Source organism: Cryobacterium sandaracinum, assembly GCF_004403415.1.
Classification (GTDB): domain Bacteria; phylum Actinomycetota; class Actinomycetes; order Actinomycetales; family Microbacteriaceae; genus Cryobacterium; species Cryobacterium sandaracinum.
The window spans coordinates 19842-43676 of sequence record NZ_SOGO01000021.1; the positions used below are offsets into that span (position 1 = coordinate 19842).

General features: G+C 66.1%; 26 protein-coding genes. 12 read left to right on the forward strand and 14 right to left on the reverse strand.

All coding sequences use genetic code 11. The features are described 5' to 3' along the window. Positions 1-60 precede the first annotated feature (60 nt). Complete coding sequence (locus E3T25_RS06575) at positions 61-843, reverse strand: HNH endonuclease (protein WP_198415648.1); 783 nt, start codon at positions 841-843, stop codon at positions 61-63. Positions 844-1566: 723 nt separating this feature from the next. Here E3T25_RS06575 and E3T25_RS06580 point away from each other — a divergent pair. Beyond that, a complete protein-coding gene (locus E3T25_RS06580; RefSeq protein ID WP_134373221.1) occupies positions 1567-1914 on the forward strand; it encodes an SRPBCC domain-containing protein in 348 nt (115 codons plus the stop codon). Between the two features lie 368 nt (positions 1915-2282). Here the strand turns inward: E3T25_RS06580 and E3T25_RS06585 are convergent, their stop codons facing one another. Next, positions 2283-3116, reverse strand: a complete 834-nt coding sequence (locus tag E3T25_RS06585; protein ID WP_134373223.1) for a shikimate 5-dehydrogenase — start codon at positions 3114-3116, stop codon at positions 2283-2285. 60 nt (positions 3117-3176) lie between these two features. After that, positions 3177-4187: a LacI family DNA-binding transcriptional regulator gene (locus tag E3T25_RS06590; RefSeq protein WP_134373359.1), complete on the reverse strand. Its 1011-nt coding sequence runs from the start codon at positions 4185-4187 to the stop codon at positions 3177-3179. A 35-nt stretch (positions 4188-4222) separates the two neighbouring features. On the opposite strand from E3T25_RS06590, the gene E3T25_RS17910 reads away from it, so the two are divergent. Together E3T25_RS17910 and E3T25_RS17915 are read left to right on the forward strand one after the other, a co-directional pair. Further along, positions 4223-5008 (forward strand): ATP-binding cassette domain-containing protein, encoded by a 786-nt coding sequence (locus E3T25_RS17910; protein WP_420898232.1) that lies wholly within the window; start codon positions 4223-4225, stop codon positions 5006-5008. A gap of 120 nt (positions 5009-5128) precedes the next feature. Next, a complete protein-coding gene (locus tag E3T25_RS17915; RefSeq protein ID WP_134373225.1) occupies positions 5129-5503 on the forward strand; it encodes an FGGY-family carbohydrate kinase in 375 nt (124 codons plus the stop codon). Between the two features lie 316 nt (positions 5504-5819). Here E3T25_RS17915 and E3T25_RS06605 read toward each other — a convergent pair whose 3' ends face one another. Further along, positions 5820-7028 carry an esterase/lipase family protein gene (locus E3T25_RS06605; protein WP_134373228.1) on the reverse strand — a complete coding sequence of 403 codons (1209 nt, stop codon included), beginning with the start codon at positions 7026-7028 and terminating at the stop codon, positions 5820-5822. A gap of 272 nt (positions 7029-7300) precedes the next feature. Between E3T25_RS06605 and E3T25_RS06610 the strand changes: the two genes are divergently transcribed. Continuing rightward, positions 7301-10183, forward strand: coding sequence for a putative bifunctional diguanylate cyclase/phosphodiesterase (locus E3T25_RS06610; protein ID WP_104102263.1), 2883 nt, complete (start codon positions 7301-7303; stop codon positions 10181-10183). A gap of 71 nt (positions 10184-10254) precedes the next feature. On the opposite strand, the gene E3T25_RS06615 is transcribed toward E3T25_RS06610, so the two are convergent. Then, complete coding sequence (locus tag E3T25_RS06615) at positions 10255-10401, reverse strand: SDR family NAD(P)-dependent oxidoreductase (protein WP_369827985.1); 147 nt, start codon at positions 10399-10401, stop codon at positions 10255-10257. Between the two features lie 148 nt (positions 10402-10549). Here E3T25_RS06615 and E3T25_RS17685 point away from each other — a divergent pair, with 148 nt between their 5' ends. Beyond that, positions 10550-10678 (forward strand): hypothetical protein, encoded by a 129-nt coding sequence (locus E3T25_RS17685; protein WP_255453057.1) that lies wholly within the window; start codon positions 10550-10552, stop codon positions 10676-10678. A gap of 15 nt (positions 10679-10693) precedes the next feature. On the opposite strand, the gene E3T25_RS06625 is transcribed toward E3T25_RS17685, so the two are convergent. The 4 genes from E3T25_RS06625 to E3T25_RS06640 all read right to left on the reverse strand — a co-directional run bounded on the left by E3T25_RS06625 (position 10694) and on the right by E3T25_RS06640 (position 12821). Further along, positions 10694-11167: a Dps family protein gene (locus E3T25_RS06625; RefSeq protein WP_104102258.1), complete on the reverse strand. Its 474-nt coding sequence runs from the start codon at positions 11165-11167 to the stop codon at positions 10694-10696. Positions 11168-11264: 97 nt separating this feature from the next. Further along, complete coding sequence (locus E3T25_RS06630) at positions 11265-11651, reverse strand: hypothetical protein (protein ID WP_134373232.1); 387 nt, start codon at positions 11649-11651, stop codon at positions 11265-11267. Then, on the reverse strand, positions 11644-12246 hold the full coding sequence (locus E3T25_RS06635; protein WP_134373234.1) for an Asp23/Gls24 family envelope stress response protein: 603 nt from the start codon (positions 12244-12246) through the stop codon (positions 11644-11646). The genes E3T25_RS06630 and E3T25_RS06635 overlap by 8 nt, the downstream gene beginning before the upstream one ends. Continuing rightward, a complete protein-coding gene (locus E3T25_RS06640; protein ID WP_104102253.1) occupies positions 12243-12821 on the reverse strand; it encodes an RNA polymerase sigma factor in 579 nt (192 codons plus the stop codon). Before E3T25_RS06640 ends, E3T25_RS06635 begins: the two co-directional genes overlap by 4 nt. A gap of 123 nt (positions 12822-12944) precedes the next feature. On the opposite strand from E3T25_RS06640, the gene E3T25_RS16705 reads away from it, so the two are divergent. Next, entirely contained in the window at positions 12945-13118 is a 174-nt protein-coding gene (locus E3T25_RS16705; RefSeq protein ID WP_166785968.1) for a hypothetical protein, read from the forward strand. A 14-nt stretch (positions 13119-13132) separates the two neighbouring features. Continuing rightward, positions 13133-13306 (forward strand): CsbD family protein, encoded by a 174-nt coding sequence (locus E3T25_RS06645; RefSeq protein ID WP_104102246.1) that lies wholly within the window; start codon positions 13133-13135, stop codon positions 13304-13306. A 19-nt stretch (positions 13307-13325) separates the two neighbouring features. Here E3T25_RS06645 and E3T25_RS06650 read toward each other — a convergent pair whose 3' ends face one another. From E3T25_RS06650 to E3T25_RS06665, 4 genes are all read right to left on the reverse strand, one after another. Beyond that, positions 13326-14300 carry a magnesium transporter CorA family protein gene (locus E3T25_RS06650; protein WP_134343430.1) on the reverse strand — a complete coding sequence of 325 codons (975 nt, stop codon included), beginning with the start codon at positions 14298-14300 and terminating at the stop codon, positions 13326-13328. 36 nt (positions 14301-14336) lie between these two features. Then, the gene (gtfA, locus tag E3T25_RS06655; RefSeq protein WP_134373236.1) at positions 14337-15827 is read right to left on the reverse strand and encodes a sucrose phosphorylase; all 1491 of its coding nucleotides are present in this window, start codon (positions 15825-15827) and stop codon (positions 14337-14339) included. A 267-nt stretch (positions 15828-16094) separates the two neighbouring features. Beyond that, a complete protein-coding gene (locus tag E3T25_RS16710) occupies positions 16095-16622 on the reverse strand; it encodes a hypothetical protein (protein WP_166785962.1) in 528 nt (175 codons plus the stop codon). 754 nt (positions 16623-17376) lie between these two features. Beyond that, positions 17377-17580, reverse strand: coding sequence for a hypothetical protein (locus E3T25_RS06665; RefSeq protein WP_134373238.1), 204 nt, complete (start codon positions 17578-17580; stop codon positions 17377-17379). 186 nt (positions 17581-17766) lie between these two features. On the opposite strand from E3T25_RS06665, the gene E3T25_RS06670 reads away from it, so the two are divergent. From E3T25_RS06670 to E3T25_RS06690, 5 genes are all read left to right on the forward strand, one after another. Beyond that, positions 17767-18501 (forward strand): TetR/AcrR family transcriptional regulator, encoded by a 735-nt coding sequence (locus E3T25_RS06670; protein WP_134373241.1) that lies wholly within the window; start codon positions 17767-17769, stop codon positions 18499-18501. 117 nt (positions 18502-18618) lie between these two features. Further along, a complete protein-coding gene (locus E3T25_RS06675; protein ID WP_420898234.1) occupies positions 18619-19836 on the forward strand; it encodes an acyl-CoA dehydrogenase family protein in 1218 nt (405 codons plus the stop codon). A gap of 253 nt (positions 19837-20089) precedes the next feature. Further along, positions 20090-20293, forward strand: a complete 204-nt coding sequence (locus E3T25_RS06680) for a hypothetical protein (protein ID WP_104171714.1) — start codon at positions 20090-20092, stop codon at positions 20291-20293. Positions 20294-20652: 359 nt separating this feature from the next. Further along, positions 20653-22371, forward strand: a complete 1719-nt coding sequence (locus E3T25_RS06685) for a MinD/ParA family ATP-binding protein (RefSeq protein WP_134373245.1) — start codon at positions 20653-20655, stop codon at positions 22369-22371. Between the two features lie 215 nt (positions 22372-22586). Then, the gene (locus E3T25_RS06690) at positions 22587-23549 is read left to right on the forward strand and encodes an FKBP-type peptidyl-prolyl cis-trans isomerase (protein ID WP_134373247.1); all 963 of its coding nucleotides are present in this window, start codon (positions 22587-22589) and stop codon (positions 23547-23549) included. Here E3T25_RS06690 and E3T25_RS06695 read toward each other — a convergent pair. Then, positions 23546-23776: a hypothetical protein gene (locus tag E3T25_RS06695; RefSeq protein WP_134373249.1), complete on the reverse strand. Its 231-nt coding sequence runs from the start codon at positions 23774-23776 to the stop codon at positions 23546-23548. The two genes, E3T25_RS06690 and E3T25_RS06695, sit on opposite strands and share 4 nt — an antisense overlap. Positions 23777-23835 lie beyond the last annotated feature (59 nt).

Below are 23835 nucleotides of genomic sequence, written 5' to 3' on the forward strand. Positions count from 1 at the left end.
TAAGTGAACGCCCATCGGCGCACACGAAAGGAACAACATGGCGGCTCTGGCCGCGCTGAGCTACGCGAGGACCTTTGAGCCCTTCGTTCGGTTGCACCGCCAGCAGAGCGTCTGGAGGTTTTCGGGCGTGCTGAGACCGCCTTTGGACACCGGCATGATGTGGTCGACCTCGAGCAAAAGGTGCGGCTTGGCAGCCACCGAGACGCTGCATTGCAAGCAGGCGTAGCGGTCGCGCTGCTTGATCTCGCCTCGGAGTCGCACCGTCATCAGCGTGCGCTGCCCAGCGGCCGACTTCGTCCAGCGGATCTTCTGGACGAGCGTCGCGGACAGTGCATCAAGGGTGGGAGTGTCGAGTGCGATGGTCGATGCCTGACCGCTGTTGCCTCCTGCGGAGGTGTACTGGAATTTGTAAACCGGGTACGGCACCTCGATGGGCGACAGGTGGGCACCGATCTGGTTCCAGAACTCGTCGGCGTGACGCTTGAGGATGAACTTCGGCGGATTGATTCTCGCGGTGATCTCTGCCTCGCGACCCTTGACGTTGGAGACCGCCTCCTCCAGCCGCGAGATGTCCTCGGCGACACGCTGAACGTCAGCCAGGGTCTCCTGGTCGGCCTTGATGGAGAAGTACTTCATGACGTACTTGATCGGCTCGACGCTGGCATTGCGGACGACCTGGAGAGATGTGTTGTGCACTTGCGGCGCGTAGTCGGAGACGTTGCGGTCGCGCCGATTGTTCCACGCCGAGTTGTTCTCAAACGTGGCCAGGTGCGCATACTGACCCGCTGAGGACGCTCCCAGCTCAAATGAGCCCTGTGAGCGGATCTCGGCCACGTAGTTCACGACCTCGTTGTGCTCGGCGACAACGACGGCGATCTCGGATCGCAATGTTTGGAACTGGTCGGAACTGGTCGGAACTGAAATAGCGATCCTTGCGGACCTTCCAGATGATCGGGCTGGCGATCAGAACCAGTGCAAGCGCGGCCAAGGCGGCAACTCCGCTTCCGGTGGTTCCGCCAAGGACGAGGGGCGCCGAAATGAGCAGCATGATTTAAAGCGGTTGGGGCATGATGCCATCTTTCCGTGATGTGACGTAGACAAGCTCATTCTGGCGGGCACTTCTGACACAAATGTCTCTTATCCAGCAAAAACGGGTCAACACTTCCAGTGGAAGCGAGGCAGAGGGCAGAGGAAACTCGTGCGGGCTGGCGGCTGCGGATTAAATGACGATGCACGGCCAGGGATGCTCGAACGGCCGCTTTTCGGCGCTGCGAATTGTCCTGCTCGTGCGATGGAGTGATGAGTGGCGAGTGGGTGCGCGCGGTTATGTTCGAAGCGGCGGGTCGAGTTCCGCGCCGTCTGCGGCGCCGGGTAGCACCTTGAGTGGCCAGTTGGCCTTGTAGTTGGAGTGGACATCGCGGTCCCGACGTCGAGTCGTTGAACATACCGGCCCCATGCCCGTTTGGGCAGTCGGGTTGCCTTGCGTTGCCTGCGTGGCACGGTCCGCAGGGAACTTAGACCAACCACTAATGCGTTGCCACTCGCGTTCACGGAGTTCTCCCGCCCGTGAACAGATACGCAATCATGGGTACGCTTGAGCCCGGTGCTACCGGCAGCATCGACTGGGACGACTACGGCAGCTTCCCGATCGAAATCACCGAGGTGGTGTCCGACGGCTCGTTCGGCTTCCGTTGGTCGGGAATCCCCGCCGAAGAGCTCGACGAGTACTCGACGCACGTGCGCTTCACCATCGCCGATGCTGGTACCGGGACGGATGTCACGGTGATCGAATCGGGCTTCGACACACTCCCCGGCGGCACCCGCTACCGTCGCGAACGTCTTGAGCAGAACCGAGAGGGCTGGGACGTCGAACTCGACGAGCTCGCGATCCTACTCGAGGGTGTCACCCAGTAGTTCACGATTACGGGGGAGTCGCTCGACGAGTTGGCCACGTTGCTCGGCCGGTAGAGGATTATTTGACAGAGCGCAGAGGATGTACGCGAAAGTACCAAATAACTGCCCAGTGATTTAGCGTCCTGTGAGTTATAGGATCAACCCGCCACAGGGTCGTGCTCAGAACTGGTTGATTCTGGTCTTAGAACAGGTCTTAAAACGAATGGCCTCCGAGATTTCGGCGGCCATTCGTCGTTACCGGGGTGGATTGTCCTCGTGGGGAGGCGTTTCCTGACGAGGATCCCCTGGAGGCAACGAGGGCCCCGGTCAAGTCACGTGAACGCCGACTGAAGCAACCTGCTTCGGCGTCGACTTGGTTCAGGCGCGCGCTACCGTGCGTGAGTGCGGGCGAAGGCGGATGCCGCGGCGACCTGCTCCGGCCCCGGCCGCACCCCGGTGTAGCGCTCGAACTGCTCCGCTGCCTGCAGAGCGATGACCTCGGCCCCCGTGATCACGGTCTTGCCTGCCGCGCGCGCGGCCAGGATGAGCGGAGTCTCCGCGGGCAACGCCACCACGTCGAACACGCAGGTCGCGCCGGCGATCACCTCGGCGGAATAGGACAGGTCGTTCGCCTCGGCACCGCCGGTCATGCCGATCGGGGTGGCGTTCACGAGCAGCGGTGCGGTGAGGCCGGTCGGCTCGGCCGCCCAGCGGTAGCCGAGCTCGGTGGCGAGAGTCCGGCCTCGGGCCTCGTTCCGGGCGATCAGGGTGCCATGCTCGAACCCGGAATCGCGGAAGGCCGCGGCGACGGCCTTCGCCATTCCGCCGCTGCCGCGGAGCAGGAACGGAGTGGTCGGGTCGAGGGCGCGCGCGCGGATCAGATCGGCGGCGGCGATGTAATCCGTGTTCGAGGCCCGCAGGCAACCGTTGTCGTTGACGATCGTATTGATCGACGCGATGGCGCTCGCCGAGTCATCCAACTCGTCGACCAGGGCGATGACATCTTCCTTGAAGGGCATCGACACGGAGCAGCCACGGATGCCCAACGCACGCACGCCGCCGATCGCGGCGGCAAGATTCGTCGTGGTGAACGCCTTGTAGATGAAATCGAGCCCCAGCTCGGCGTACAGGAAATTGTGGAAACGCGTGCCGAAATTGCTGGGCCGGGCGGCCAGGGAGATGCACAGGCGGGTGTCTTTGTTGAGCAGGGGCTGCAGTGTCATGCGGTCAAGTTTAGGAGCGGAACCGCCAGCGGAAGCCCGGGCGGAAGGAGCGGGACCCAGTCAGCCGGCGGTGGACTCCCGCACGATCAGCTCCGGTTGGAACTCGATCTGCTCGTGCACGAAATCGTCGCCGCCGGCGGCTTCGCGCAGCAGCAGGTCGACGGCCGTGTGGCCGATCAGGGCGCTCGGCTGGTGGATCGAGGAGAGCGGCACGATGGCTGCCGCCGCGAAAGCGATGTCGTCGTAGCCGATGAGCGCCACGTCTTCGCGGACCCGCACATCGCCCAGCATGCTCAGGGCCTGCAGCACGCCGATGGCGAGCAGGTCGTTCGCCGCGAACACGGCGTCCGGCCGGTCGACCGGGTCGCGGGCGCGCAACTGCTCGCCCACGAAACGCCCCTGCAGCACCGAGAGGGACTCCGTGCTGATCACCTCGAGCGACACGTTCGGATGCTCCCGCACGGCCTGCCGCGCGCCCTCCAGCCGGTCGGCAACCTGACGGATGCTCTGCAGCCCACCCACGAACGCGATCCGGGTGCGCCCAATCGAGGCCAGGTGCTCCGCGGCGAGGTGCCCGCCGGCCACGTCGTCGACGGCCACGGAGGAGAAGCTGTGGACGGCCGTCTGCCGGTCGACGGGAACGGTGGGGGTGCCGCGGGCGCGCGGCCGCATGAGCCGGTCCCCGACCTCGCCGAGCGGGGAGATCAAGACGCCGTGCACACGCTGCTCTTCGAACAGGTCGAGGTAGGCACTCTCTCGGTCGATGTTCTCGTCGCTGTTGCCGAGGAGCAGGGTGAGGCCCTCTTCGGCGGCTCGGTCCTCGGCGCTGCGCGCGACATCCGTGAAGAATGGGTTGGCGCCGTCGAGCACGACGAGCCCGATGCTGCGGCTGCGGCCGGCCCGCAGTTGCCGGGCAGCGTCGTAGCGCACGAAGCCGAGGTCGGAGATTGCCGTCTGCACCCGCTCCACGGTTGCCGGGGAAACCTTGCCCGGCCGGTTGAGCACATTGGAGACGGTGCCGACCGACACCCCGGCGCGAGCCGCGACTTCGCGCACACTCACCGTTGCCATCGTCACCCTTTCGCCTTGCGCTTTGCTGCCTCTAGGTGACGTGTAGAGCACCGCGCCGCAGATTGAAACGAATCAATACACGAGACCCATTCGAAGTCTCGGTTGAATCTCTTTTGGAGGATTGCACTTTTTCTGCTGTTGACGGGTGCCCCAACCTCTCCTTATATTCGCTGAATACACGTTCTCTGAAACGATTCACCCTTGTCGGTGCCGTTGAGCCATTCGGACCGGTCGTCGCCCTCGCAGACGGGAACATCGAAATCCTCCCCGGTGAGATCCATGCCCTGGTCGGCGAGAATGGGTCCGGCAAGTCCACCCTCGCGAAAATCCTGGCCGGGCTCTACCGCCTCGACGCCGGCGAGTACCAGGTCGACGGGCAGCCGGTGTCGTTCCGCACCGTGGCCGACAGCAAGGCCCCCGGCATCTCCGCGATCTATCAGGAACCCACCCTGTTTCCCGACCTCACACTGGCCGAGAACATCTTCATTGGGCGCCAGCCGAAAGGCCGGCTGGGCCTGATCAGCCGGGCCGCCATGCGCACGGCCGCCGCGACCTGTTCGACCAGCTCGGCGTGCGCATCGATCCCAACCGAGCGGCCGAGGGACTGTCGATCGCCGACCAGCGGATCATCGAGATCGCCAAGGCCATCTCCCAGGGCGCCGCGGTGCTCGTCATGGATGAGCCGACCGCCGCGCTGTCGGACATCGAGGTGGAGCGCCTGTTCCAGGTTGCCCGCAACCTGCGGGCCCAGGGCGCGAGCATCCTCTTCAGCTCGCACCACTTCGACGAGGTGTTCGCCCTCTGCGACCGCATCACCGTGATGCGGGAGGTCGCCCCGGTGGGCGACACCGTGCTCTCCGTGAAGGGGCTCGGCCGCGCCGGCCTCTTCGCAGACGTGACCTTCGCCGTGGACGACCCCCGTTTTCTGGCACCCCGGGGACATGCCGGCGCGCATCCGTTTCTACTGCGCCGAGCACGGCTTGCCGGTGCCGGGCACCCCGGTCGAACTCATGCGCAGCATCGTCGAGAGCCTGGCGGCTGCCTATGCCGAGACCGTCCGGGTCGCGAGCGAGCTGTCGGGAAGGAGCATCCGCGCGGTGCATATCGTCGGCGGTGGGTCGCAGAACGACCTTCTCTGCCAGCTCACCGCGAACCGAACGGGGCTGACCGTGCTGGCCGGCCCCGTCGAGGCCACCGCGATCGGGAACGTGCTCGTGCAGGCCAGTGCCCAAGGTCTTGTGACCGGAAGCCTCGACAGCTTGCGCGCCCTGGTCGCCCAGGCCTCCGCCCCACGGCGCTACCGGCCCACGGCCTGACGGCCCACGGCCTGACGGCCCACGGCCTGACGTGCGCCGGTGCTACCTGCCTCGGGGCGGAGCCGCCCCGACTGGCTGCCGTGCGCCCCCAACCAATTCGACGGAGATTCTGCCAAAATCCGGCCATTCCCACCGAGAACGGGCGGTCTAGAGTAAAATCTCCGTCGAATTCGTTCGGCGTCGGGCTGGACTGTCGCCCTCGGTCCGCGGTCGAGAAGGGGCCAGGGTGGATGGCGCACAGGGGCGCCTACGTCCCGGTGGGGTGTCCGGGCGGTGATGCGTGATCAGGATCGGGTCGATCGCGCGAGGCGGCCGCTCAGGCCCAGAGGCCGATGCTGAGCTGGAGGCGCGCGTGGCTGCCGAGCACCGCCTGCCCCATCGGGACGATGGGAACCGGCAGCTGCCATTGCCCGTCGCTGGACTTGCCCGGTGCCCAGTCGAGCTGGTTGGGCAGCTCTGCTTGTTCGGCGATTCGAACGGCGAGGGTGCTGTTCCACTCCCAGATCACGCTTCTGGCCGCGCCCTTGTCGTTCACCTCGACGTCGACGATGAGCGTGTCCTGCCAGTCCGCGATCTGCTCGAGGTGTCCCCCGAAACCGAGGATGCCGCCCGTCTCCTTGAGTGAGATGATCTTGAGGTCGAGGGCGTAGCGGCACTTACGCACGTTCTTCGGCTGCAGGAAGATTGTCATCGACGGGACCGGTGACAGGGGCCCGGCGATACCCTTCTCCGTGGCGTTCAGATCGATCGGGCAATAATGATCGGCCGTCTGCTCATGAATAAGCGCAGGCACGCCACGGATGGCCAGCCTCGCCTCGCCCTGCCAGATGCGGTCGTTGCGATCGAGCTCCACCCCGTGCGGGGCGACCTCCACCCGCAACCCGCCGAACAGGAAGCGGGAAAGGTTCTGGTACGTTTCCTCGGAGTTGACCAAGCCGTATCGACCCGAGTGGGAGCGATGGATGTAGGCCCGCGCGCCCCCGTAAACGTAAGCGTTGCGGATCGCGACGAGACCATCGCTCTGCACGCCCATGACCGCGGATGACAGCCCGGCGGCCACGGAATAGTCGCGTGAATTCGTGCCGACGATGCTGAGGATGCGGGAGGGAGGGAGGGAAGGAGCCCACCATGCGCCGGGGGTCCCACCAGACCGTTTTCGGGTCGGTTTCCCGGGCAGGGTCGTGGGTGGCCGACAGCATGTACTCCTGCATGTGCCGGGGGAGAAGATATCGCTGCCCAGCGGCCCGAACCGGTCCATGAGCCAGCCCCCGATCGGCCCGCCGAGCTCGGGGGAGATTCCTCCATGCGGGGTCCCGATCGTGCAGAGTTTCGACACCGCTTCGGCGGGGTCGGCCAGTTCGCGCTGCGGGACGGTGCGGCAGATCAGCCCACCCATGGAGTGGGCCACGAGGTAGACGGGTGGTCCGCCGCGAGTCTTGGCACGCACCAGATCGATGAAATCGACGAGACCCCGGGCCGCGCGGCCGATGTCGTACGATTGCGGCTTGACCCCGAATGTGCCCATGCGACGTCGTGGAATTGGTGGATCCAAACGGAGTCCGGTTCCAGCGTTCCGGGATAGGCATTGATCAGGGCGTTCTGCTGTCTGCAAAGCCTCGCACATAAATGACGGGGTAGCGCTCGCTCATCGCGTCTTCATTCGCGCGTCACGTGTCACGACAGGAAGTCTTGGTGGCACGATTGGAGGCGTTCGACAAGCGGATGACGGTCCTGAACCGATTTCCGCGCTTACCCCACGCCGAAACCCGTCGATAAAGAGTTGAGAGGTGCAAGACGATGGACACAGAGCCGCGCGAGACCGCAAACACGACCATCAGCCTACTCCTGCGCCACGTGCGTGAGCGCGGTGGGGAGGGAGCCGTCATCGAGGTGCTCGCCCGGGCGGGCGTACAGCAGGATGCAAAGACTCTCCAGAACACGTCCGCGTGGGTCAGCTACGCCACCCGAATCCGGCTGTTCGAGGCCGCAACCGCGGTGCTCGGTGACCCGAACACCATGTTCACCGTGGGTACCGGTGCGGTCCGCGGTGACGTCCAGCCCGTGCTGGTGCAGCTCCTGAGTGTGTTCGCCTCACCTGGAGCAATTTTTCGCCAGCTGCCGCGCATGGTGCCGAAGTTCACCACAACGTCGACGATGGATGCAGTCCGGGTCGGACAGACCAGCGCGACCGTGCGCTACCGCCTCCACGACGGCTATCGTCCGTCCCGACTCGACTGCCAATACGCCCAGGGACTGTTTTCGTCCGTGCCGGCCATTTTCGGACTCGCCCTTGCCCACATCAGCCACCCGCAGTGCCAATCGGACGGCTACCCGGCGTGCGAATACGTGCTGACCTGGTCAACGCGGGTGCGTTGGTGGTCCTGGCGCACGCGGAGTCGCTGGGTCGACGCATCCCTCGGCGTACTGCGCGACAAGGTGCGGGAGGTGCAACTGGCCGCGGCTGACCTCGTTAGCAGCGACGATGTCGACGAGGTGCTCGCCCGAATCGTCGATCGCGCCGCCTCCGCCGTGCTCGCGCCGTCGTACCTCCTCATCGTCGAACCTGCCGGGGGCGGCGCGCCGTTGGTCCGCCACCGAGGGCTTGGCGACGAACGTGGCGCCGATCTCGTGGCACGGATGCTGCGCGGAGAGCAACTGGGCGAGCGCGCGCTGGTCGTCGACATCGCCTCCAATCGCAGGATCCACGGGCATCTGGCCGCCGTGTTCACGGAGGGACACACCGCGATGCTAGGAGATCGGGCCCTGCTCGAGGCCTACGCCGGACACGCGGCCGCGGCCCTGGACCTGTTCACGGCTCTCGAGGAATCCCGCCGGGAGGGAGTTCGCACGACCGCACTGCTCAACCTCGCCCACCAACTGGCGATCAGCGACAGCGTCGAGGCGATCGCGGAAGTCATCGCGTCGGCACTGGCGGCGATCGTCGGCAGTGACGCGGCATCCGTTCTCCTCTGGGACGCCGACCTTGGTGAGCTTCGCCCTGCCTCAGCCGTCGGTTTCGAGCCTGCCGATCGCGAATTCTTCATGCGTACGACGCTGACTGTGGAGCAGACGCCGGAGCTTCTCGGCGTTCTCAGACGGCAGGAACGCGTTCTGATCACAGCTGACGACGCCAGCCCGGCCCTGGCGGAGCTGCTCCGTGCCATCGGTTCACACAACGTGGTCGCCGTTCCCCTTCTCGCCGGGGATATGTTGATGGGCGTCGCAACGGCCTGCTGGGTTGCCCCCGTCGCGGCCGAGGTCCTGGCGGAGGCCATCACCCTGATCGAAGGTGTCAGCCACCAGGGAGAAACGGCCATGCAAAGGGCCCGGCTGCTCGAGACCGTGAGGCACCAATCCCAGCACGATGCCTTGACAGGCTTGCCCAACCGAGCGCTGTTCGCGCTGCTGCTCGACACCGCCCTGGCAGAGTGCCAGCCTCACAGCCGAACGGCGGTGCTGTTCTGCGACCTCGACAACTTCAAACGCGTCAATGACCGGCTGGGCCATCGCGCCGGGGACGAGCTGCTGCGGCAGGTCGCGGCTCGCCTGCGCGCCGAGGTTCGAACCAATGACACTATCGGCCGCCTCGGCGGCGACGAGTTCGCGGTGCTTGTCACCGATCTCGACGGCGAAGATTCGGCCATCGAGCTGGCCCACCGAGTGGTCGGCTGCCTGAATCCCCCTTTCCACCTGGCCGGCCAGCACGTGCGCATCTCCGCCAGTGTGGGTGTTGCCTCGCACAGTGGACAGGGGGGTCGCGGCGAGCAGCTCCTCGACGCGGCCGACGCCGGGATGTACGACGCAAAGAGAACGGGACGGAATCAGATCGCCGTCGCCCGCACCGAGGTGCCGGGCAGTGCATCATCGAACCCGGAATCACCGGGGGACACCGACACGTCACTGCTGGTCGAGCTGGCCCGTGCCGTCGAGGCGAACGAGATGAGGCTCTACTACCAACCTGTCGTGGACATCTCCCGTTTCGGCGAGGAGACGGTGGTGGGTGCGGAAGCCCTCATCCGCTGGGCGCACCCGCGACTGGGCGTTTTGGCCCCGGGCGCCTTCTTGCCGCTGGCGCAGGAACGCGGCCTCATCACCGAGATGGATCTGTGGGTGATCGCGACCGCGTGCCGGGACGTGGTTGAGTGGCCGCAGTTAGGCGCTCGGCCTCTAGGCGTCGCGGTCAACCTCGACGCCGCCACCCTTCTGGACTGCCGACTCGTGTCGACGGTTCGCACGGCTCTCAACCGCAACGACCTCGCACCGGAGCGACTCACCCTCGAGGTGGTGGAGAGCAGATCACTGGTCGACCTCCCCGGCATCGTCGAGCGCCTCGTGGAACTGCGCCGCCTCGGCATCCGCATTTCCCTGGACGATTTCGGCACCGGCTTCTCGACCCTGGCCTGGCTCAACACCCTTCCCGTCGACCAGATCAAGATCGACCGCAGCTTCATTCAGGACCTTCCCAACGCCTCCTCCGTCTCCCTCGTGCAGGGAATCCTGGCGCTGGCGTCGAAGCTCGACGTGGAGGTGATCGCCGAGGGGGTGGAGACCACGGAACAGCTCGACAGTCTCCGCACCAGCGGCGCCGTGCTTGCCCAGGGCTACCTGTTGGGCCGCCCGAGCGCGACCTGGGACCCGATGGCTGGAAGCGCGGTTGCGGCGGCCCGACGCGGGGCATAGCGCACGAGTCCGGGCGTGCTCGCCTCAGATCGCGGCCTGGCCGCCGTCGGCCGGCAGGACGGCCAACTGGTTCATCCGTTCGGGGACACATCGCTCGCGATGACCCGGGCACCCTCGCTGGCGAAACGGATGGCCGGGGCCCGGCCGAGCCCGGACCCCGCACCGGTCACGATGGCCGTCTGGCCCTGCAAACGGTACGGGGCGAATGCGGGTGCCATGGAATCCGAACGAGCTGGCGCTGATCGCCTTGCGGCTCTTTCGGAAGCGCGAATTCGATGCCTGCAGCGGGGCGGACGTCGCATCCGCCGCCAGGGCCAGCCGGCGCACCCTGTTTCGTCACGTCACGTCACGTCACGTCTAGGTCCGATGGCGGCACACGCCTTGTCGGCGGCGGCTGATGCGGCCCCGTTCTGGTGGGTCGAATTCAGCGTTGGAGAACAGCAGGCGCTCGTCGGCCAGGTGATCGATCGGATCGGCCGTGCTCTGGGCGACTGAATGCAGTTGGCAGGCTCAGGCCAGCATGCTGCGCAGCATCCACGCCGTCTTCTCGTGCACGTCGAGGCGACGCACGAGCAGATCGGTGGAGACCTGGTCGGGCGCACCCTCGGCGAGGGGCAGCACCTCCCGGATGGTGCGGGCCGTGGCCTCATGGGCGGCGACCAGACGACGGAGCATCTCCGGGGCATCCGGCAGGTCGGTGTCCTCGCGCACGACGGCGAGCTCGGTGAACTCACGGTAGGTGCCCGGCGCCGGGGTGCCCAGTGCACGGATGCGCTCGGCGATGTCGTCGACGGCCAGGGCCAGCTCGGTGTACTCGTCCATGAACATGGTGTGCAGAGAGTGGAACATGGGGCCAACGACGTTCCAGTGGTAGCTGTGAGTCTTGAGGTACAGGGTGTACGAGTCCGCCAGCACCCGGGACAGGCCGTGAACGATCTTCTCGAGCTGCTGATCCGGGATACCGATGTCGATTATCTGACTCACTGGTGACTCCTTAGGTCGTGTGGGTATTCACGCTACACACCCGGGGTGTGACGCCGCCGTGAGGACCGGTGGCCAACCGGAGTGACCGCGAACCCGGTCAGTCGATCCGGGCCACGGTGACCGCGATCTCGGTCACGACCGGGTTACCGTTCTGGTCGAGCTGATCTGTGATCGCATCGTGCACGCGGCGGCTCACGTCGGGGGCCGCGAAGGGTGCGGCGACGCCGATCTTGACCGCGATCTTCAGGCCGCCCTCCCTCTCGGAGACGGAGACGGAGACGGAGCTGGTCGACCGCGGCTTGCCGGTCACGGCTTCGACGGTGGTTGCGATCACCGAGGCGACCACGGTTGCCACGAGCGGGGCTGCCGAATACAGCGCCTCCACGCCGGGGACTGCCAGCACCGCCCCCTCGAGTTGAGCGGTCAGCTGGGCCGGCGTCCCGGGGTCGGGCGGCGGCGCTCCAGGTGCAAGGGCGTCACTCATCGCTGCTCGCTTTCGCTTTCGCCGGCGGGGGTACGGGTTGGTACAGGTCGCGGATGGTGATGTCGACGGCCTCGACGGCGAGTTCCGTGTGCTGGCTAAGTGCGGTGTAAAGAGCCTCCCGGAGCTGCTCGGCGAGCGGTGGAATGTTCTTGCCCTCCAGAACCGTGGCATCCACGCGCACGGTGACGGGTGCGCCGGGCTCGCTGACCTCGCCGTCGAGGCGGCACCGGCCGACGATGATGTTCGGCACGCCGTCACCGGCGGCACGCAGAATGCCGCGCACCGCACCTTCGGTCACGCTCAGGCGAGCGGTGGGGGAGGGGTGGCTGATCGGGATGTCCCGGCCCGCGCGCGCCTCCAGATTGATGTGGTGCAGAATCGAGTTGACCCAGCTGTCCTCGCGCTCGGATTCGCGCTCCACGTCTTTCCGGAGCAGGGCGCGCTGCGTGCGCCGGAGCCGCTGCATGCCGCGCAGGGCGATCTCGCACTCGGGGAAGCCGTCGATGCTCGGGTCTGCGGGGGTGCGGTCCCGGTCGAGGTAGTCGCTCAGTTCTTCGAAGGTGTGGCCCGCGAGCTCATCGGAGGGGTTCATCATCGCCATTCCTCCATCTCTTGGAGCAGAGTCTTCCGAGCTCGGGCGAGAAGCCCACGAACCGTTGAAACGGGAAGTTCCAGTTCCTCCGCGATCTCGCCGTAGCTGCATTCCGCGAGTTCTCGCAGCATCCAGCAACGGCGCTGGTCCTCCGGCAGATCGCCGAGGACACGCGTCAGAGCTTCGGTTTGAGACTCCACCTCCGCCAGTCTATGGGGGGAGTGGCTCTCCGGTGCCGGGGCGTCGGTGAGATCGACGTTGAGGTGCGGACGCCGGGCACGTAGCCGGTCGACGCTTTTCCGGCTCACGATCCGCATCAACCAGCTTCTGACGGCGGCGCCGTTGTCGAGGGTGGGCAGCTGCTGCCAGGCGGTGATGAAGGACTCCTGAACGACGTCGTCCATCTCGTCATTTGATCCCAGGACCCGGCTGGCATACACCCGCATCAGCGGGCCGTAGCGACGCACGAGCGCCTCGAACGCCCGAATGTCCCCGTCGGCGGCGCGGTCGGCCAGGGTCTGGTCGGTGAATGACTCAAACGGAGATGCGAGCGGTGCCCGGATTGGGGTCGTTGGCATCATTTCTCCACCCTCTCACCCGCCGTGTCCAAAAATTACTTGACAAATCCGTGTGACAAATATGCCACAACACACGTCGTATTACTGACAGCCTTTGTCAGCCGCAGAACGGAAGGATTCCCGATGTTCCACTCACCCGCCGTCGACGACAGCATATCCGCCGGTGCCGTCATGCCCACGTTCGATTCGTTGCTCGTCGGTCCGACCGATGATGATGATGACGCCGGGGACTCGACGGCTGCGACCGCATACGTCTGGGGCACGCGCGCCTGGCTGCCACCGACGCAACACCACTAGAAAGGGAAGATGCTATGAGTGCATCCGACAAGATCGAAAACGCCGCCCAGGACCTCAAGGGCAAGGCCACTGAGGCCGTGGGCAAGGTCACCAAGGATGATTCCAAGGTTGCCGACGGCAAGGCGGAGCAGTCTTCGGCGAGTGTGAAGAAGGCCGGCGAAAACGTCAAGGACGCTTTCAAGCACTAAGTTCTTCACGCATGGAGCGTCAGATCCAGTCGTTGCGCTTGAACAGCACGTAGAGCAGTGCCGAGAGCCCCACGATCAGCGCGGCCGAGCTGTAATAGCCCAACGGCTGGGCGAAGCCGGGGTAGGGCACGTTCTGCCCGTAGAAGCCCGTGATGGCTGTGGGCACGGCGATGATGGCCGCGTAACCAGTCACCTTCTTCGTGATCACGTTGAGCCGGTTGCCTTGAATCGCCAGATTCGCCTCAAGGATGGCGGTGGCCTGGTCACGCAGGCTCTCCGTCCATTCCATGACGCGAAGCACATGGTCGTATACGTCCTGGAAATAGGGACCCATTTCGTCCCGCAGCAGGTGCAGATCGCGCCGCAGCAGCGTGTTCACGACCTCGCGCATAGGAAGGATGACCCGGCGTATCGTCACGAGACTCTTGCGCAGTTCGAAGGAGGCCCGCTGCACCGCTTCCTGCTTGGTACCAGGCAGGAAGAGTTGGTCCTCGAGTTCTTCGACTTGTTCGTCCAGTGCTTCAACGGCGTCGAAATAGCCGTCGACGAGGTGGTCGAGCAGCCCGTGCAGGAGGAAGGCCACTCCGTTCCGGGCCAGATCGGAGGCCGAATCCCAGCGGGCCACGACGGCCTCCAGGTCGAAGCCTTCAGTGTGCACGGTCACCAAGGCCCGGTCGGTGATGAACACCGCGATCTCGTGCGTGGTGACCTGAGCGGTCGCCACGCCGAATTCGGCCGAGTACGCGGACAGGAACAGGTGGTCGGGGTAGCGGTCGAGCTTGGGCCTCTGCCGCAGCGTCAGGGCGTCTTCGACCGCCAGCTCGTGCAGGCCCAGTTCGCCCGCGAGGCTGACGAGATCCTCTTCGCCGGGATCGGCGAGGTCCACCCAGACGACGGCGCCGGACAGGGCGAGGTGCTCAGACACTTCGGCGAGCGGGAAATCCTCGTCGACGAGAGAGCCGTCGCGGTAGCAGCGGGTACGGGGTGTGGGCACACTCCAGTCAAGCCCGATCTCGACCGATCGAATAGGTCAGCGCGCGGGGGGCTCCCAGGCGGCGACGGATGTGACGGTGTCGAGCACCTGCGTGCGTCCGGCATCCGTCAGCTCGATGCGGAGGCTCGGTGAGTCCAGCGTCATGGCCACGGTGAGTCGCGCGACGGCGTCCGTACCGGTCCAGAGGAGTTCGAGTCGGTCGTCGCCGATGGCCGTCCAGGAGAAGTCGCCGTCGAAGGCCGGGTGCGTGCTGCGGATGCGGGTCAGGCCGAGCTGGGCCCGGGTCACGTCGGTCGCGAGGGCACGTTCGACCTCCTCCGCCGTGTAAACGTGGCGGTTGACGTCGCGGCCATTGCCGGTGCGCTCGAAGAGTTCGGTGTCGTCGAGGCCGCCGAGCAGTCCCACGTAGTACACCTGCGGTCGGCCGGGCAGGAAGTGCTGCACGGCGCGGGCCAGAAGATAGGGCACTTCCTCGCCGCCGAGGACGCTGTAGAACGTCGCGTTGATCTGGTGCGGCAGCGTGAACCACTCGGGCACGACGGATGCGATGGAGGAGTGGCCGTGTGTGGCACGCTCCGCCCGCGCGAAGATGTCGATCATCTCGGCCTGGGTCAGCAGGCCCGGCTTGTCGCCGATCGGGCCCGCGTCGATGACGCCGATACCGTCGTGAGTGTCGAGCACGGTGATGGCGTTCGCGGGGCGGATTTTGAGCCAGTCCGCGAGGCGGTCAACGGTTCCGGTGCCGAGCGAATGTAGAAGCAGAGGCGCCAGCGCGAAGTCGTAGACGCGGTCGACCAGCGGGGCGATCGCGAGCTGCTGGCTGTAGTGCGCGTGCACCTCGACCAGCACCTCGAGGCTCTCCTCGTGGGCCATGGCCACGACCGTGCGGGCGAACTCGAGGGTCTGCTCGGTCATGAAGCTGTCGGTTCCGGGGGTCTTCACGGCGTAGCCGACAGCGTCGAGCCGCACCGTTGTGACGCCGCCGGCGGCCAGCGTCTGCAACACCCGGCGCAGATAGGCGAGGGCCGCGGGGTGGTTCACGTCCAGGTCGACCTGGGTGGGCATGAAGGTCGTCCAGACGAGGTGACGGCTGCCGTCGGCGCCCTGGTAGGCGGTGAAGGGGAGTCCGGGTCGCGGCCGGTAGAACGCCGTGATGTCCTTCTCGGTGCCGCCGTTCGGGAACACGGTGTCGAAGGTGAGGAACATGCCCTCGGAGGTGGAGGCGGTGCCACGGGCCAGCCAGTCGATGAACTCGACCGACGAGGAGGAGACGTGGTTGACGATGAGGTCCGCGGTGAGCCCGCGCGTGCCGGCGAGGCTGCGCATGTCGTCCCAGGTGCCCAGTCGGGCATCGACCGCGGCGTGGTCGATCGGGTCGAAGCCGGCATCCGCGCCGTCGAAGGGAACGTAGAACGGCAGCACGTGCACGCTGCCGAAGGCCCTCAGCGGGCCGTCGAGCAGCGTCTGCAGATTGTGGATGGTGCCGCCCAGGCGGTCGGCGTAGACGAGCAGCTCGATTGTGGTCATGTTCAACTCCGGTTCGACTCGGCGCGGCAGCGAACAGCACCGATTCAGAAGTTACGGCACCCGGTGGGCCAGGGCAATTCCGGCTGTCCTTCAGGCTGTCCTTCAGGCTGTCCTTCCGGCGGCTTCCCCTCGGTGGTCGAGCGTGCGAGACCCTGGAGACCCAACCCGGCCAGGGACCCCGTGACGTTGGTCGAACCGGTCGAGCCCAGGGCCCAGTACCCCCTTACTCGTCGTCCCGGGTTGCGTTCTTCCGTTCGATGGTGTTCGTCATGCGGGTGCGGGTGCGGGTGCGGGTGCGGGTGTCGGTGTGGGTGTGGGTGTGGGTGCGGGTGCGGGATTTGGTCGTGTTTCGCCCTGTGTGGGGCCCGGTTTCGAGCCGGGGTGGTGCCATGATCTGTGCGGCTCCGCGCAGCATGCGGATGGCCCGTCGCTCCGCGCGGGTAAAGCATGCTCCGGTGCGCCCCGGGCGATGATGCGTCCGCCATCGTTGATCACGGCCTTCTGTTGGCCGCCGTTGCTGATCAGATCTCTGACGGCGAGCGCGTCGGGCGTGGACCGGTCGGCGACCTCGGCCGCTGCCGCCACCCGCACCGCGTCCACCCGTCTCCCGTGGACCCCGACCGCCGCGGTCACCTGCAGCAGGTCGTCGTCGTCGTCGTCGAAGCCGCGCACCGCCGAACACCGCAGAGACTCCCCACGCCCCACCGCGAGGGTCTGCCACTCAGCGACCGCCCGGGCCGCCGCGGACGGGCCGGGCACGGCAACCGCTTCGAAGCTTTCCCAGAGGTTGATCACAAACAAAAGGTTACCAAAATTAGAACAAAGAAACGATGGTCTTTCCTATTGTGGATAAGTGTTATTCGAAATCTATGTTCAATTCGACCGGTACGCCTCGATGAGCGAATCCTGACGGTTGTGGGCGATGATGGATCGGGAATTGAGGGTTTCGGGGCGGTCGTTCCTGGTGCCGACGTGGACGAGCAGTGGACCGCTACGCGGGATCACCGTGCGTGCCGAACGCAGTGTGCCCGAACGTCCTGCTCCGAGTCCGAGGCCGTGCGGCAACGCCGCTGAACGAATTCGACGGAGATTTGCGCCAAAATGGCCCTAGACATTGCTGAACAGCTGTTTTTCAGGAAAATCTCCGTCGAATTGGTTCGACAGCTGACCCGGCGCTCCGCCTGTGCCGACAGGCATCCCCGGGGTGTAGTCAGCTCTGGCCCCTCCGGGAGCTACGCGACCGATCGATCAGGACCCTCTCGTGTGGTGCCGCGGAGCGTCCTGGTCGGCAAGATTCGTCCAGTGCTTCTCTGAGCCGCACTCGTCGCACAGGAACCAGATCTCTTCATCCGCCAGGGTGTCGGTTGCCACGGCTCGGGTTCGCATGAGTCCGGCGCACGCGGCCTGCTGGCACTGGGGATTGAAGTCCATGTATGGAGCGCTCTCTCTCGGCGCGGCAGTTTGCCGTCTGTGTTGACCGTGCCGGTGACGTTACTCCGATTCGGCGTGTGCGACCAGAGCTGAGGTGGCGGAGCCACTTTTGCGGGTGCTATGCGCCGAGGCGTCGTGCCTTGAAGCCGAACACCATCGCCTCAATGCTTGGAGCGAGCAGCACAAGAACGGCTCGGGAGGCCGGCCAATGCTGTTGCCCCCAGCGGGACCGGCTCCTCGCCGCCGCGCTCGTATCCCGGCAGCTCAGCAGGGCATCACCCAGGAGTGCGGCGTCGACAAGAAACACCGGCAGGAAGGCCACGGAAATCCAGAAGGCCGTGAGGGCGCGGCGCCCCGCGCGGCGCCTGCTCTGCCTGGGTGCCGGCCTGCAGCGGCCGTGGTCACTCCTTCGCCGCCGTCAGCTTGCCCGTCCGTGCCGCACCGGGCAAGCGGGGGTGGCCTGTCAGGGCATCCGTTCGTGCGCATTCCATGATAATTTCACCTGACCATGTCAGACCTGCCTGCCGAATCCTCCCGGGCTGCCGAGCCGCTCGGGCCGCAGAGACCTCTCTCGCGGGTCGAGGTTGCCGACATCGCGGTTCGCCTGTTCCAGGAGCACGGCTATGAGGCCACGAGCACCGTGGACATCGCCGAGGCGGCCGGGGTCTCGCGCAGCACCTTCTTCCGGCAGTTCCGGTCCAAGGACGACGTGATCTTCGCCGACCACGACGAGCTGGTCGCCCGTATCGACGAGCACTTCGCTGCGACGCATTCGGATCCCTGGCTGGCCGTGTGTGAGGCCGCCGCCATGGTCTTCGAGCGGTTCCGCGAGCGACTGGAGATCGTGCGCATCCGGGACCGGGTCCTGCGAGAGACCCCCGTGCTGCGGGACCGGGAGACCATTATGGCGATCCGGTATGAACGGATGTTCGCCAGCTACCTGCGCAGCACCGTGCCGGGTGTGCCGCCCCTGACTGCCATCCGCTTCGCGGCCGCTGTGACGGCCACCCACAACTTCGTGCTGCGGCGCTTGATCCGGGCGACGGACAACGTCGGCCCGTATTCGCTGGCCGCCGAACTCACCGAGGTGCGACGGCTTTTCCACCTGGATGCCGCGGCGCAAGGTCCCGAGGCGCGACCCGCGGGCGACGTGGTCGTCGCCGTCTTCCCGGCCGCCACGGATCCCACCGAACTGGCTCGCGCCATCGAGGAGCGGCTGCGCGCCCAGACGCGCTCCCGCTGAGACTCAGTATCACTTGACCTGAGACTGAGTGTCAGATAGAACTTGTACCTGGGTGTTTTCTGACCGGCGCACGAGGGCATTCATTCCCTGGTGCCGGACGACATCGGCCGATCAGGCCTGCCCGACTTCGCTGTCCTCCACGAAAGGGAAACCGTGCCCGACTACGACGTATCCACGCCCCTCGACACCGACTACTACGGCGTATTCGCCGACGTGCCTCAAACTGACCGGGCCTTCTGGGACCGCGCCCGCAGTTTTGCCACCGAGTCGCTGGACGAGTTGACGACTGCGTGGGACAAAGCCGAGTACCCGCTGCACCTTGCCCGTAGACTCGGCGAGCTCGACCTTCTCACCGACGGTGTCGTCGGCCCCGGACTGAGTCCCATGTCGCCGCTCGCGGCCGGGCTCGTCAACATGGAGATCTCCCGCGGCGATGGCTCGATGGGTACCGTGGTCGCCGTGCAGGGCGGGCTGGCCCTGCGCAGTATCGCCTTGTTCGGCAGCCCGGAGCAGCAGGAACGCTGGCTGGTGCCGCTGGCCCGCGCCGAGAAACTCGGCGCCTTCGCCCTGACCGAACCGGACCACGGCTCCGACTCGGTCGGTCTGGAGACCACCGCACAGCGCGACGGCGACGAATGGGTGCTCAACGGCGAGAAGAAGTGGATCGGAAACGGCTCGGTCGGCGACGTGACGGTGGTCTGGGCTCGCGACGACGACGGCAATGTGCGCGGCTTCCTGGTGGAACAGGACACCCCCGGGTATCACGGAGAGACGATCACCGGGAAGGGGTCCCTGCGCGCCATCCACCAGGCTCGGATCACCCTCACGGATGTGCGGATCCCGCTGGACGCCGTGCTGCCGGGCACCCACACGTTCAAGGACGCCTCCACGGTGCTCTTCGCGACCCGGCTCGGAGTGGCCTGGTCGGCCCTCGGCCACGCCACGGCGGTGTTCGAGGCGGCTCTGAACTACTCGACCCAGCGCATCCAGTTCGGTAAGCCGCTCGCCGGTTTCCAGCTCGTGCAGGAGCGCCTGACCATGATGCTGTCCCGGCTCACGTCGATGCAGCTGCACTGCTTGCGTCTGGCTGAGCTCGACGGCACCGGAACGCTGCGCCCGATCCAGGCGTCGCTGGCGAAGTATCACAACACCAGGGCGGCGCGGGAGATTGCGTCGATGGCCCGTGACATGCTCGGTGGCAACGGCATCCTGCTCGAAAACCACGTCATCCAGCACCTCGCCGACATCGAGTCGCTGCACACCTACGAGGGCACCGAAAGCGTGCAGTCGCTCCTGATCGGGCGGGACCTCACCGGGATCAGCGCCTTCCGCTGACCCGATTGCTCGGCTCAGGACTCGGTCGACCTGTGGTCGACGGATGTCGCCGCTCGCGGGTCGGGCGGGTTTCGGTCAGGTGGATGAAATGACCAAAACTCGACATTGTGGAGACATTCGGCGTCTGCCAACGTACGCTATGACGCAATCACTCAGCCCGGCCGCACCAGAACGTGCCAGAGAACACGGGCAGCACTGCGCGCAACCGTCGTGGGAAACTCGGCCTGTGCGCCTGAACCAGGAACGCAGATCGATGACCGACAAACACCTCACCGACGATCAGCTGTTGCTCGAAACGGATTACACCAGCTACGCCAGCTCGTGCCGCGACCCGCACATCACCCCGACGAACGACCTCGTGGAATGCCGACGGCAGAGCGGCCATGACGACACGCACGCCACCAGGTCCGGCCTGCGCGCCATCCGCTGGGCAGTGCCGGAGCCACACGCGGCCTAGCCGAGCACGCCTGACCCCGGCCCGCCCTGTCACACGCCCGTGCCCCGAACGAATTCGACGGAGATTATTCCCGAATCAATGCCAGAAACTCCGAAAAGGTCGTTTCAGAGCAGAATCTCCGTCGAATTGATTCACCGCCGGAGACGCTGCTCAACCTGTGATGAACAGCCTCCCCGTCCGGAGGCTGCTGCAGGGTGCCCGCGAAGGGGGTGAGTGCCCGATCCTCGCACTCCTTTGAGTGCGTCGCCCGGCCAAACGAGGGGTGGACGCCGCTACCCCGTAGGCTGAACGGGGCACGCTTGACCGAAATTCGACGTGCTCACGCTTGATGAGCTGAGCTCGACGAAAAAAGGCCGAATATGACGCAGAACATTTCCGAACTTCCCCGCATCCGCGCGATGATCCGAAGCGACGGAACGGGAGAGCTCGTCATCGACGGTGTCAGCTCGCGCATCACCGCCGCCGACGAGGCCGGCGTGCGCGAGGAAATCATCAACCGGGTCACGGATGCCGCGCGCGCGATCGATCGCGCGGTGCGCCTGACCGCGGAAGACGAGCAGGGCAAGTCGCCGTTGATCGTTCACCCGAACGGGGACGTAGAAGACGATGGGGCCTTCATCCCGACCTCCTTGGAACCGGGACCGGCATCGGAGCCGGTGTCGACCGCGCCTGCTCCCGTCTCCGCCGCTGTCTCCGCCGCTGTCTCCGAAACCGAGGACGTCGAACTGATCGCGCTGGTCGTGCCCGCGGAACAGCAGAAATCGGGTCTCGACACCACCGAACTCCAGGCCGCCGGGCTCGATGACGCTGGGCTCGGCACGGCTGCGCTTGACACGGCAACGCTGAAGGAAGCCAAGCGCGATGCCGACATGCGCGATGCCGATGCCGAGGTCATCCAGCAGATCGAACCGGCCCCGTCGGCACGGGCCCATGTCCCACCCCTTACCGCGTTCGATGGCCTCGTGCTCGATCTCGACGCCGACACCGACGATGAGGACGATCAGGAGCAGGACCTCGCGGCCTCGCCCTTCTCCGCTCCCCGGGCAGCCACGAACCTCGTCGGCCCGGCACCGGTGCAGGGCGGCACGTTCGCCGAGGTGCCCGCCGACGACCCCTCGATCGCCCCCTCGGCGCTCGCCGGTGGTGGTCCGAACCTCGCGGACTTCATGAATTCCCGTCCGCCGCTCGTGGCGGGGCCTGCCCTTCTGGGCTGGCAGGGCACGGTGCGGCGCATCACCGGCGGACTCGTCTCCCCGGCCCCCGGAACCGGCGAGATGTCGCACCGCGCGGCGGTCGCGTCCGTGCAGCGCAGCCTGGTCGGCCCGCGCACGATCGTCGTGCTCAACCCGAAGGGCGGCGCGCACAAGACCACCGCGACCTTGCTCATCGCCGCGACCTTCGGCATCCATCGCGGCGGGTACACCCTCGCCTGGGACAACAACGAGACCATGGGCACCCTCGGCGTGCGGGCGCAGACCGCCGCCCACACCAACACCGCAGTTGACCTGCTCCGCGACCTCGACAACTTCGCCTATTCAAGCTCCGCCCGGGTCGGCGACCTCGACAACTACGTGCGCAACCAGGGTGACGCCCGGTTCGACGCGCTTGCCTCCGACCTCGACCCTGCCGGGGCAGCCAGTATCGACGACGTGGCCTTCGGCAAACTGCATGCCGCGCTCAGCCGGTTCTACCGAGTGCTGATCATCGACACCGGCAACAATATGCGGGCGTCCAACTGGGAGGCGGCCGTCGACGCGGCCGACCAACTCGTCGTCGTCTCCACCATCCGAGAGGACACCGCGTATGGCGCGGCCTCGCTGCTCGACGGCCTGCGTCAGAAGGGCCACGCCGACAAAGTCGCGCAGGCGGTCACAATCCTGGCGTCACCGGCCAAGACGGCCGATCGTCAGCTCTCCGTGCGGCTACACGACCACTTCAGCAAGCTGACCCGCACCGTCGTGGACGTGCCGTATGACTCCGCCCTCGTGGCCGGGGGATCGCTGAACTATGACGCGCTCGCGCCGCGCACCCGTAAAGCGTGGCTCGTTGCCACGGCCGCGATCGCCGAAGGTCTCTGACCCGGCGGCGTCCCGGTGTTGAGCCTGCCCGGCTGACAGTGTGCCAGCCGGGATTCAGGCGGCACTGATCTCGGTCGGGCATACTGGCGAAGGCCCGAACGGATGCCCATCGACTCAGATGCCTCGCAAATCAGTGTGTGCATCGAATCCTGCCGAACAGATCAGTGGTCGAAAAGATCATTGTGAACAGATCACTGTCGAAGAGAAAGATCAGCGTGCGTAAACTTCCTGCCCTCATCTCCATTGCCACGGTTGCCGTGCTCGCCCTCGCCGGGTGCAGCGGGTCTCCCTCCGACAACACCGGAGCGGCGGGAATCGCCTGCGTCGATTCCGGCACGGCGTCGGAGGCCGTTAAAGTCTCCGGCAAGGCCGGCGCCGAGCCCAAAGTGAAGTTCGAGTCGCCGCTGACCACGAAGGCCACCGAGGTCTCCGTCGTGACCGAGGGCAAGGGTGACGCCGTCAAGACCGACGACATCGTCGAACTGGGGTTCTCCGTCTACAACGCGAACACTGGCGAGAAGATGAACGCCGGCGGCTTCGGTGACGACCTCGGCGCTCCCATCACCCTGGCCAAGGACTCGAGTGTATTCCCGGCGCTGATGAAGGGTGTCGCGTGCGCGAACTACGGATCGCGCGTCGCGGTCGTGGCCCCGCCGGCTGACGCGTTCGGCGAGACCGGCAACGAGGAGCTCAAGGTCGGGGCCGAAGACAACATCATCTTCGTCATCGACGTCAAAAGTGAAATCCCCCCTCGCGCGAACGGCGAGGACCAGAAGCCGGAGGACGGCTTCCCGACTGTCAAGCTGGCCGAGGACGGCGCTCCGACCGTGACGATCCCGGCAACCGACGCTCCGACCGAGTTGAAGACCTCGGTTCTCAAGAAGGGTGACGGTGCCACAGTCGCCGAAGCGGACACCGTGGTCATGCACTACTCGGGCGTCGTCTGGTCCACCGGTGAGGTGTTCGACCAGACCTGGGGCAAGAGCGGTCCGACCCCGATCTCCCTGGCCGCCGTCGTTCCCGGCTTCGCCCAGGGTCTCGTCGGCCAGACCGTCGGCTCCCAGGTGATGATCGCGATTCCGCCGGAACTCGGCTACGGCGCCGAGGGCCAGCCCGACGCCGGCATCTCGGGTACCGACACGATCGTCTTCGTCGTCGACATCCTCGCCGCCGGCTAGCCGGCCGTTCGGCTGCGATCGAACCGACCGGTTTTTTGGGACAGACAGCCGTCGTGCCGGGCGCCGCCGCAGTGCCGGTGTGGTATAGCACCGACGAGCACGGCACCCTTCTGCATCTGGCCGAGGTCGAGTCCGGACCGGTCGACATGGAGTTCCACGCTGACCTGGTCGGCCGGGCGCATCCGTGCGTTCAGGTGTGGCGCTTGTCCGAGCCGGTCAAGGTCCATAAAATGTTGATTTCGTGGCTCCGCTCGTTCCCGCTCGTTTCCCTCGTTTTTCCCCCGAC

Excerpts from the sequence above, each read along its gene's own strand:
- E3T25_RS06585 (WP_134373223.1), bottom strand. The coding sequence starts at position 3,116 with ATGACACTGCAGCCCCTGCTCAACAAAGACACCCGCCTGTGCATCTCC.
- E3T25_RS06590 (WP_134373359.1), bottom strand. The coding sequence starts at position 4,187 with ATGGCAACGGTGAGTGTGCGCGAAGTCGCGGCTCGCGCCGGGGTGTCG.
- E3T25_RS17915 (WP_134373225.1), top strand. The coding sequence starts at position 5,129 with ATGCCGGCGCGCATCCGTTTCTACTGCGCCGAGCACGGCTTGCCGGTG.
- E3T25_RS06605 (WP_134373228.1), bottom strand. The coding sequence starts at position 7,028 with ATGGGCACATTCGGGGTCAAGCCGCAATCGTACGACATCGGCCGCGCG.
- E3T25_RS06610 (WP_104102263.1), top strand. The coding sequence starts at position 7,301 with ATGGACACAGAGCCGCGCGAGACCGCAAACACGACCATCAGCCTACTC.
- E3T25_RS06615 (WP_369827985.1), bottom strand. The coding sequence starts at position 10,401 with ATGGCACCCGCATTCGCCCCGTACCGTTTGCAGGGCCAGACGGCCATC.
- E3T25_RS17685 (WP_255453057.1), top strand. The coding sequence starts at position 10,550 with ATGGCGGCACACGCCTTGTCGGCGGCGGCTGATGCGGCCCCGTTCTGG.
- E3T25_RS06630 (WP_134373232.1), bottom strand. The coding sequence starts at position 11,651 with ATGAGTGACGCCCTTGCACCTGGAGCGCCGCCGCCCGACCCCGGGACG.
- E3T25_RS06635 (WP_134373234.1), bottom strand. The coding sequence starts at position 12,246 with ATGATGAACCCCTCCGATGAGCTCGCGGGCCACACCTTCGAAGAACTG.
- E3T25_RS06640 (WP_104102253.1), bottom strand. The coding sequence starts at position 12,821 with ATGCCAACGACCCCAATCCGGGCACCGCTCGCATCTCCGTTTGAGTCA.
- E3T25_RS16705 (WP_166785968.1), top strand. The coding sequence starts at position 12,945 with ATGTTCCACTCACCCGCCGTCGACGACAGCATATCCGCCGGTGCCGTC.
- E3T25_RS06645 (WP_104102246.1), top strand. The coding sequence starts at position 13,133 with ATGAGTGCATCCGACAAGATCGAAAACGCCGCCCAGGACCTCAAGGGC.
- gtfA (WP_134373236.1), bottom strand. The coding sequence starts at position 15,827 with ATGACCACAATCGAGCTGCTCGTCTACGCCGACCGCCTGGGCGGCACC.
- E3T25_RS06670 (WP_134373241.1), top strand. The coding sequence starts at position 17,767 with ATGTCAGACCTGCCTGCCGAATCCTCCCGGGCTGCCGAGCCGCTCGGG.
- E3T25_RS06680 (WP_104171714.1), top strand. The coding sequence starts at position 20,090 with ATGACCGACAAACACCTCACCGACGATCAGCTGTTGCTCGAAACGGAT.
- E3T25_RS06685 (WP_134373245.1), top strand. The coding sequence starts at position 20,653 with ATGACGCAGAACATTTCCGAACTTCCCCGCATCCGCGCGATGATCCGA.
- E3T25_RS06695 (WP_134373249.1), bottom strand. The coding sequence starts at position 23,776 with ATGGACCTTGACCGGCTCGGACAAGCGCCACACCTGAACGCACGGATG.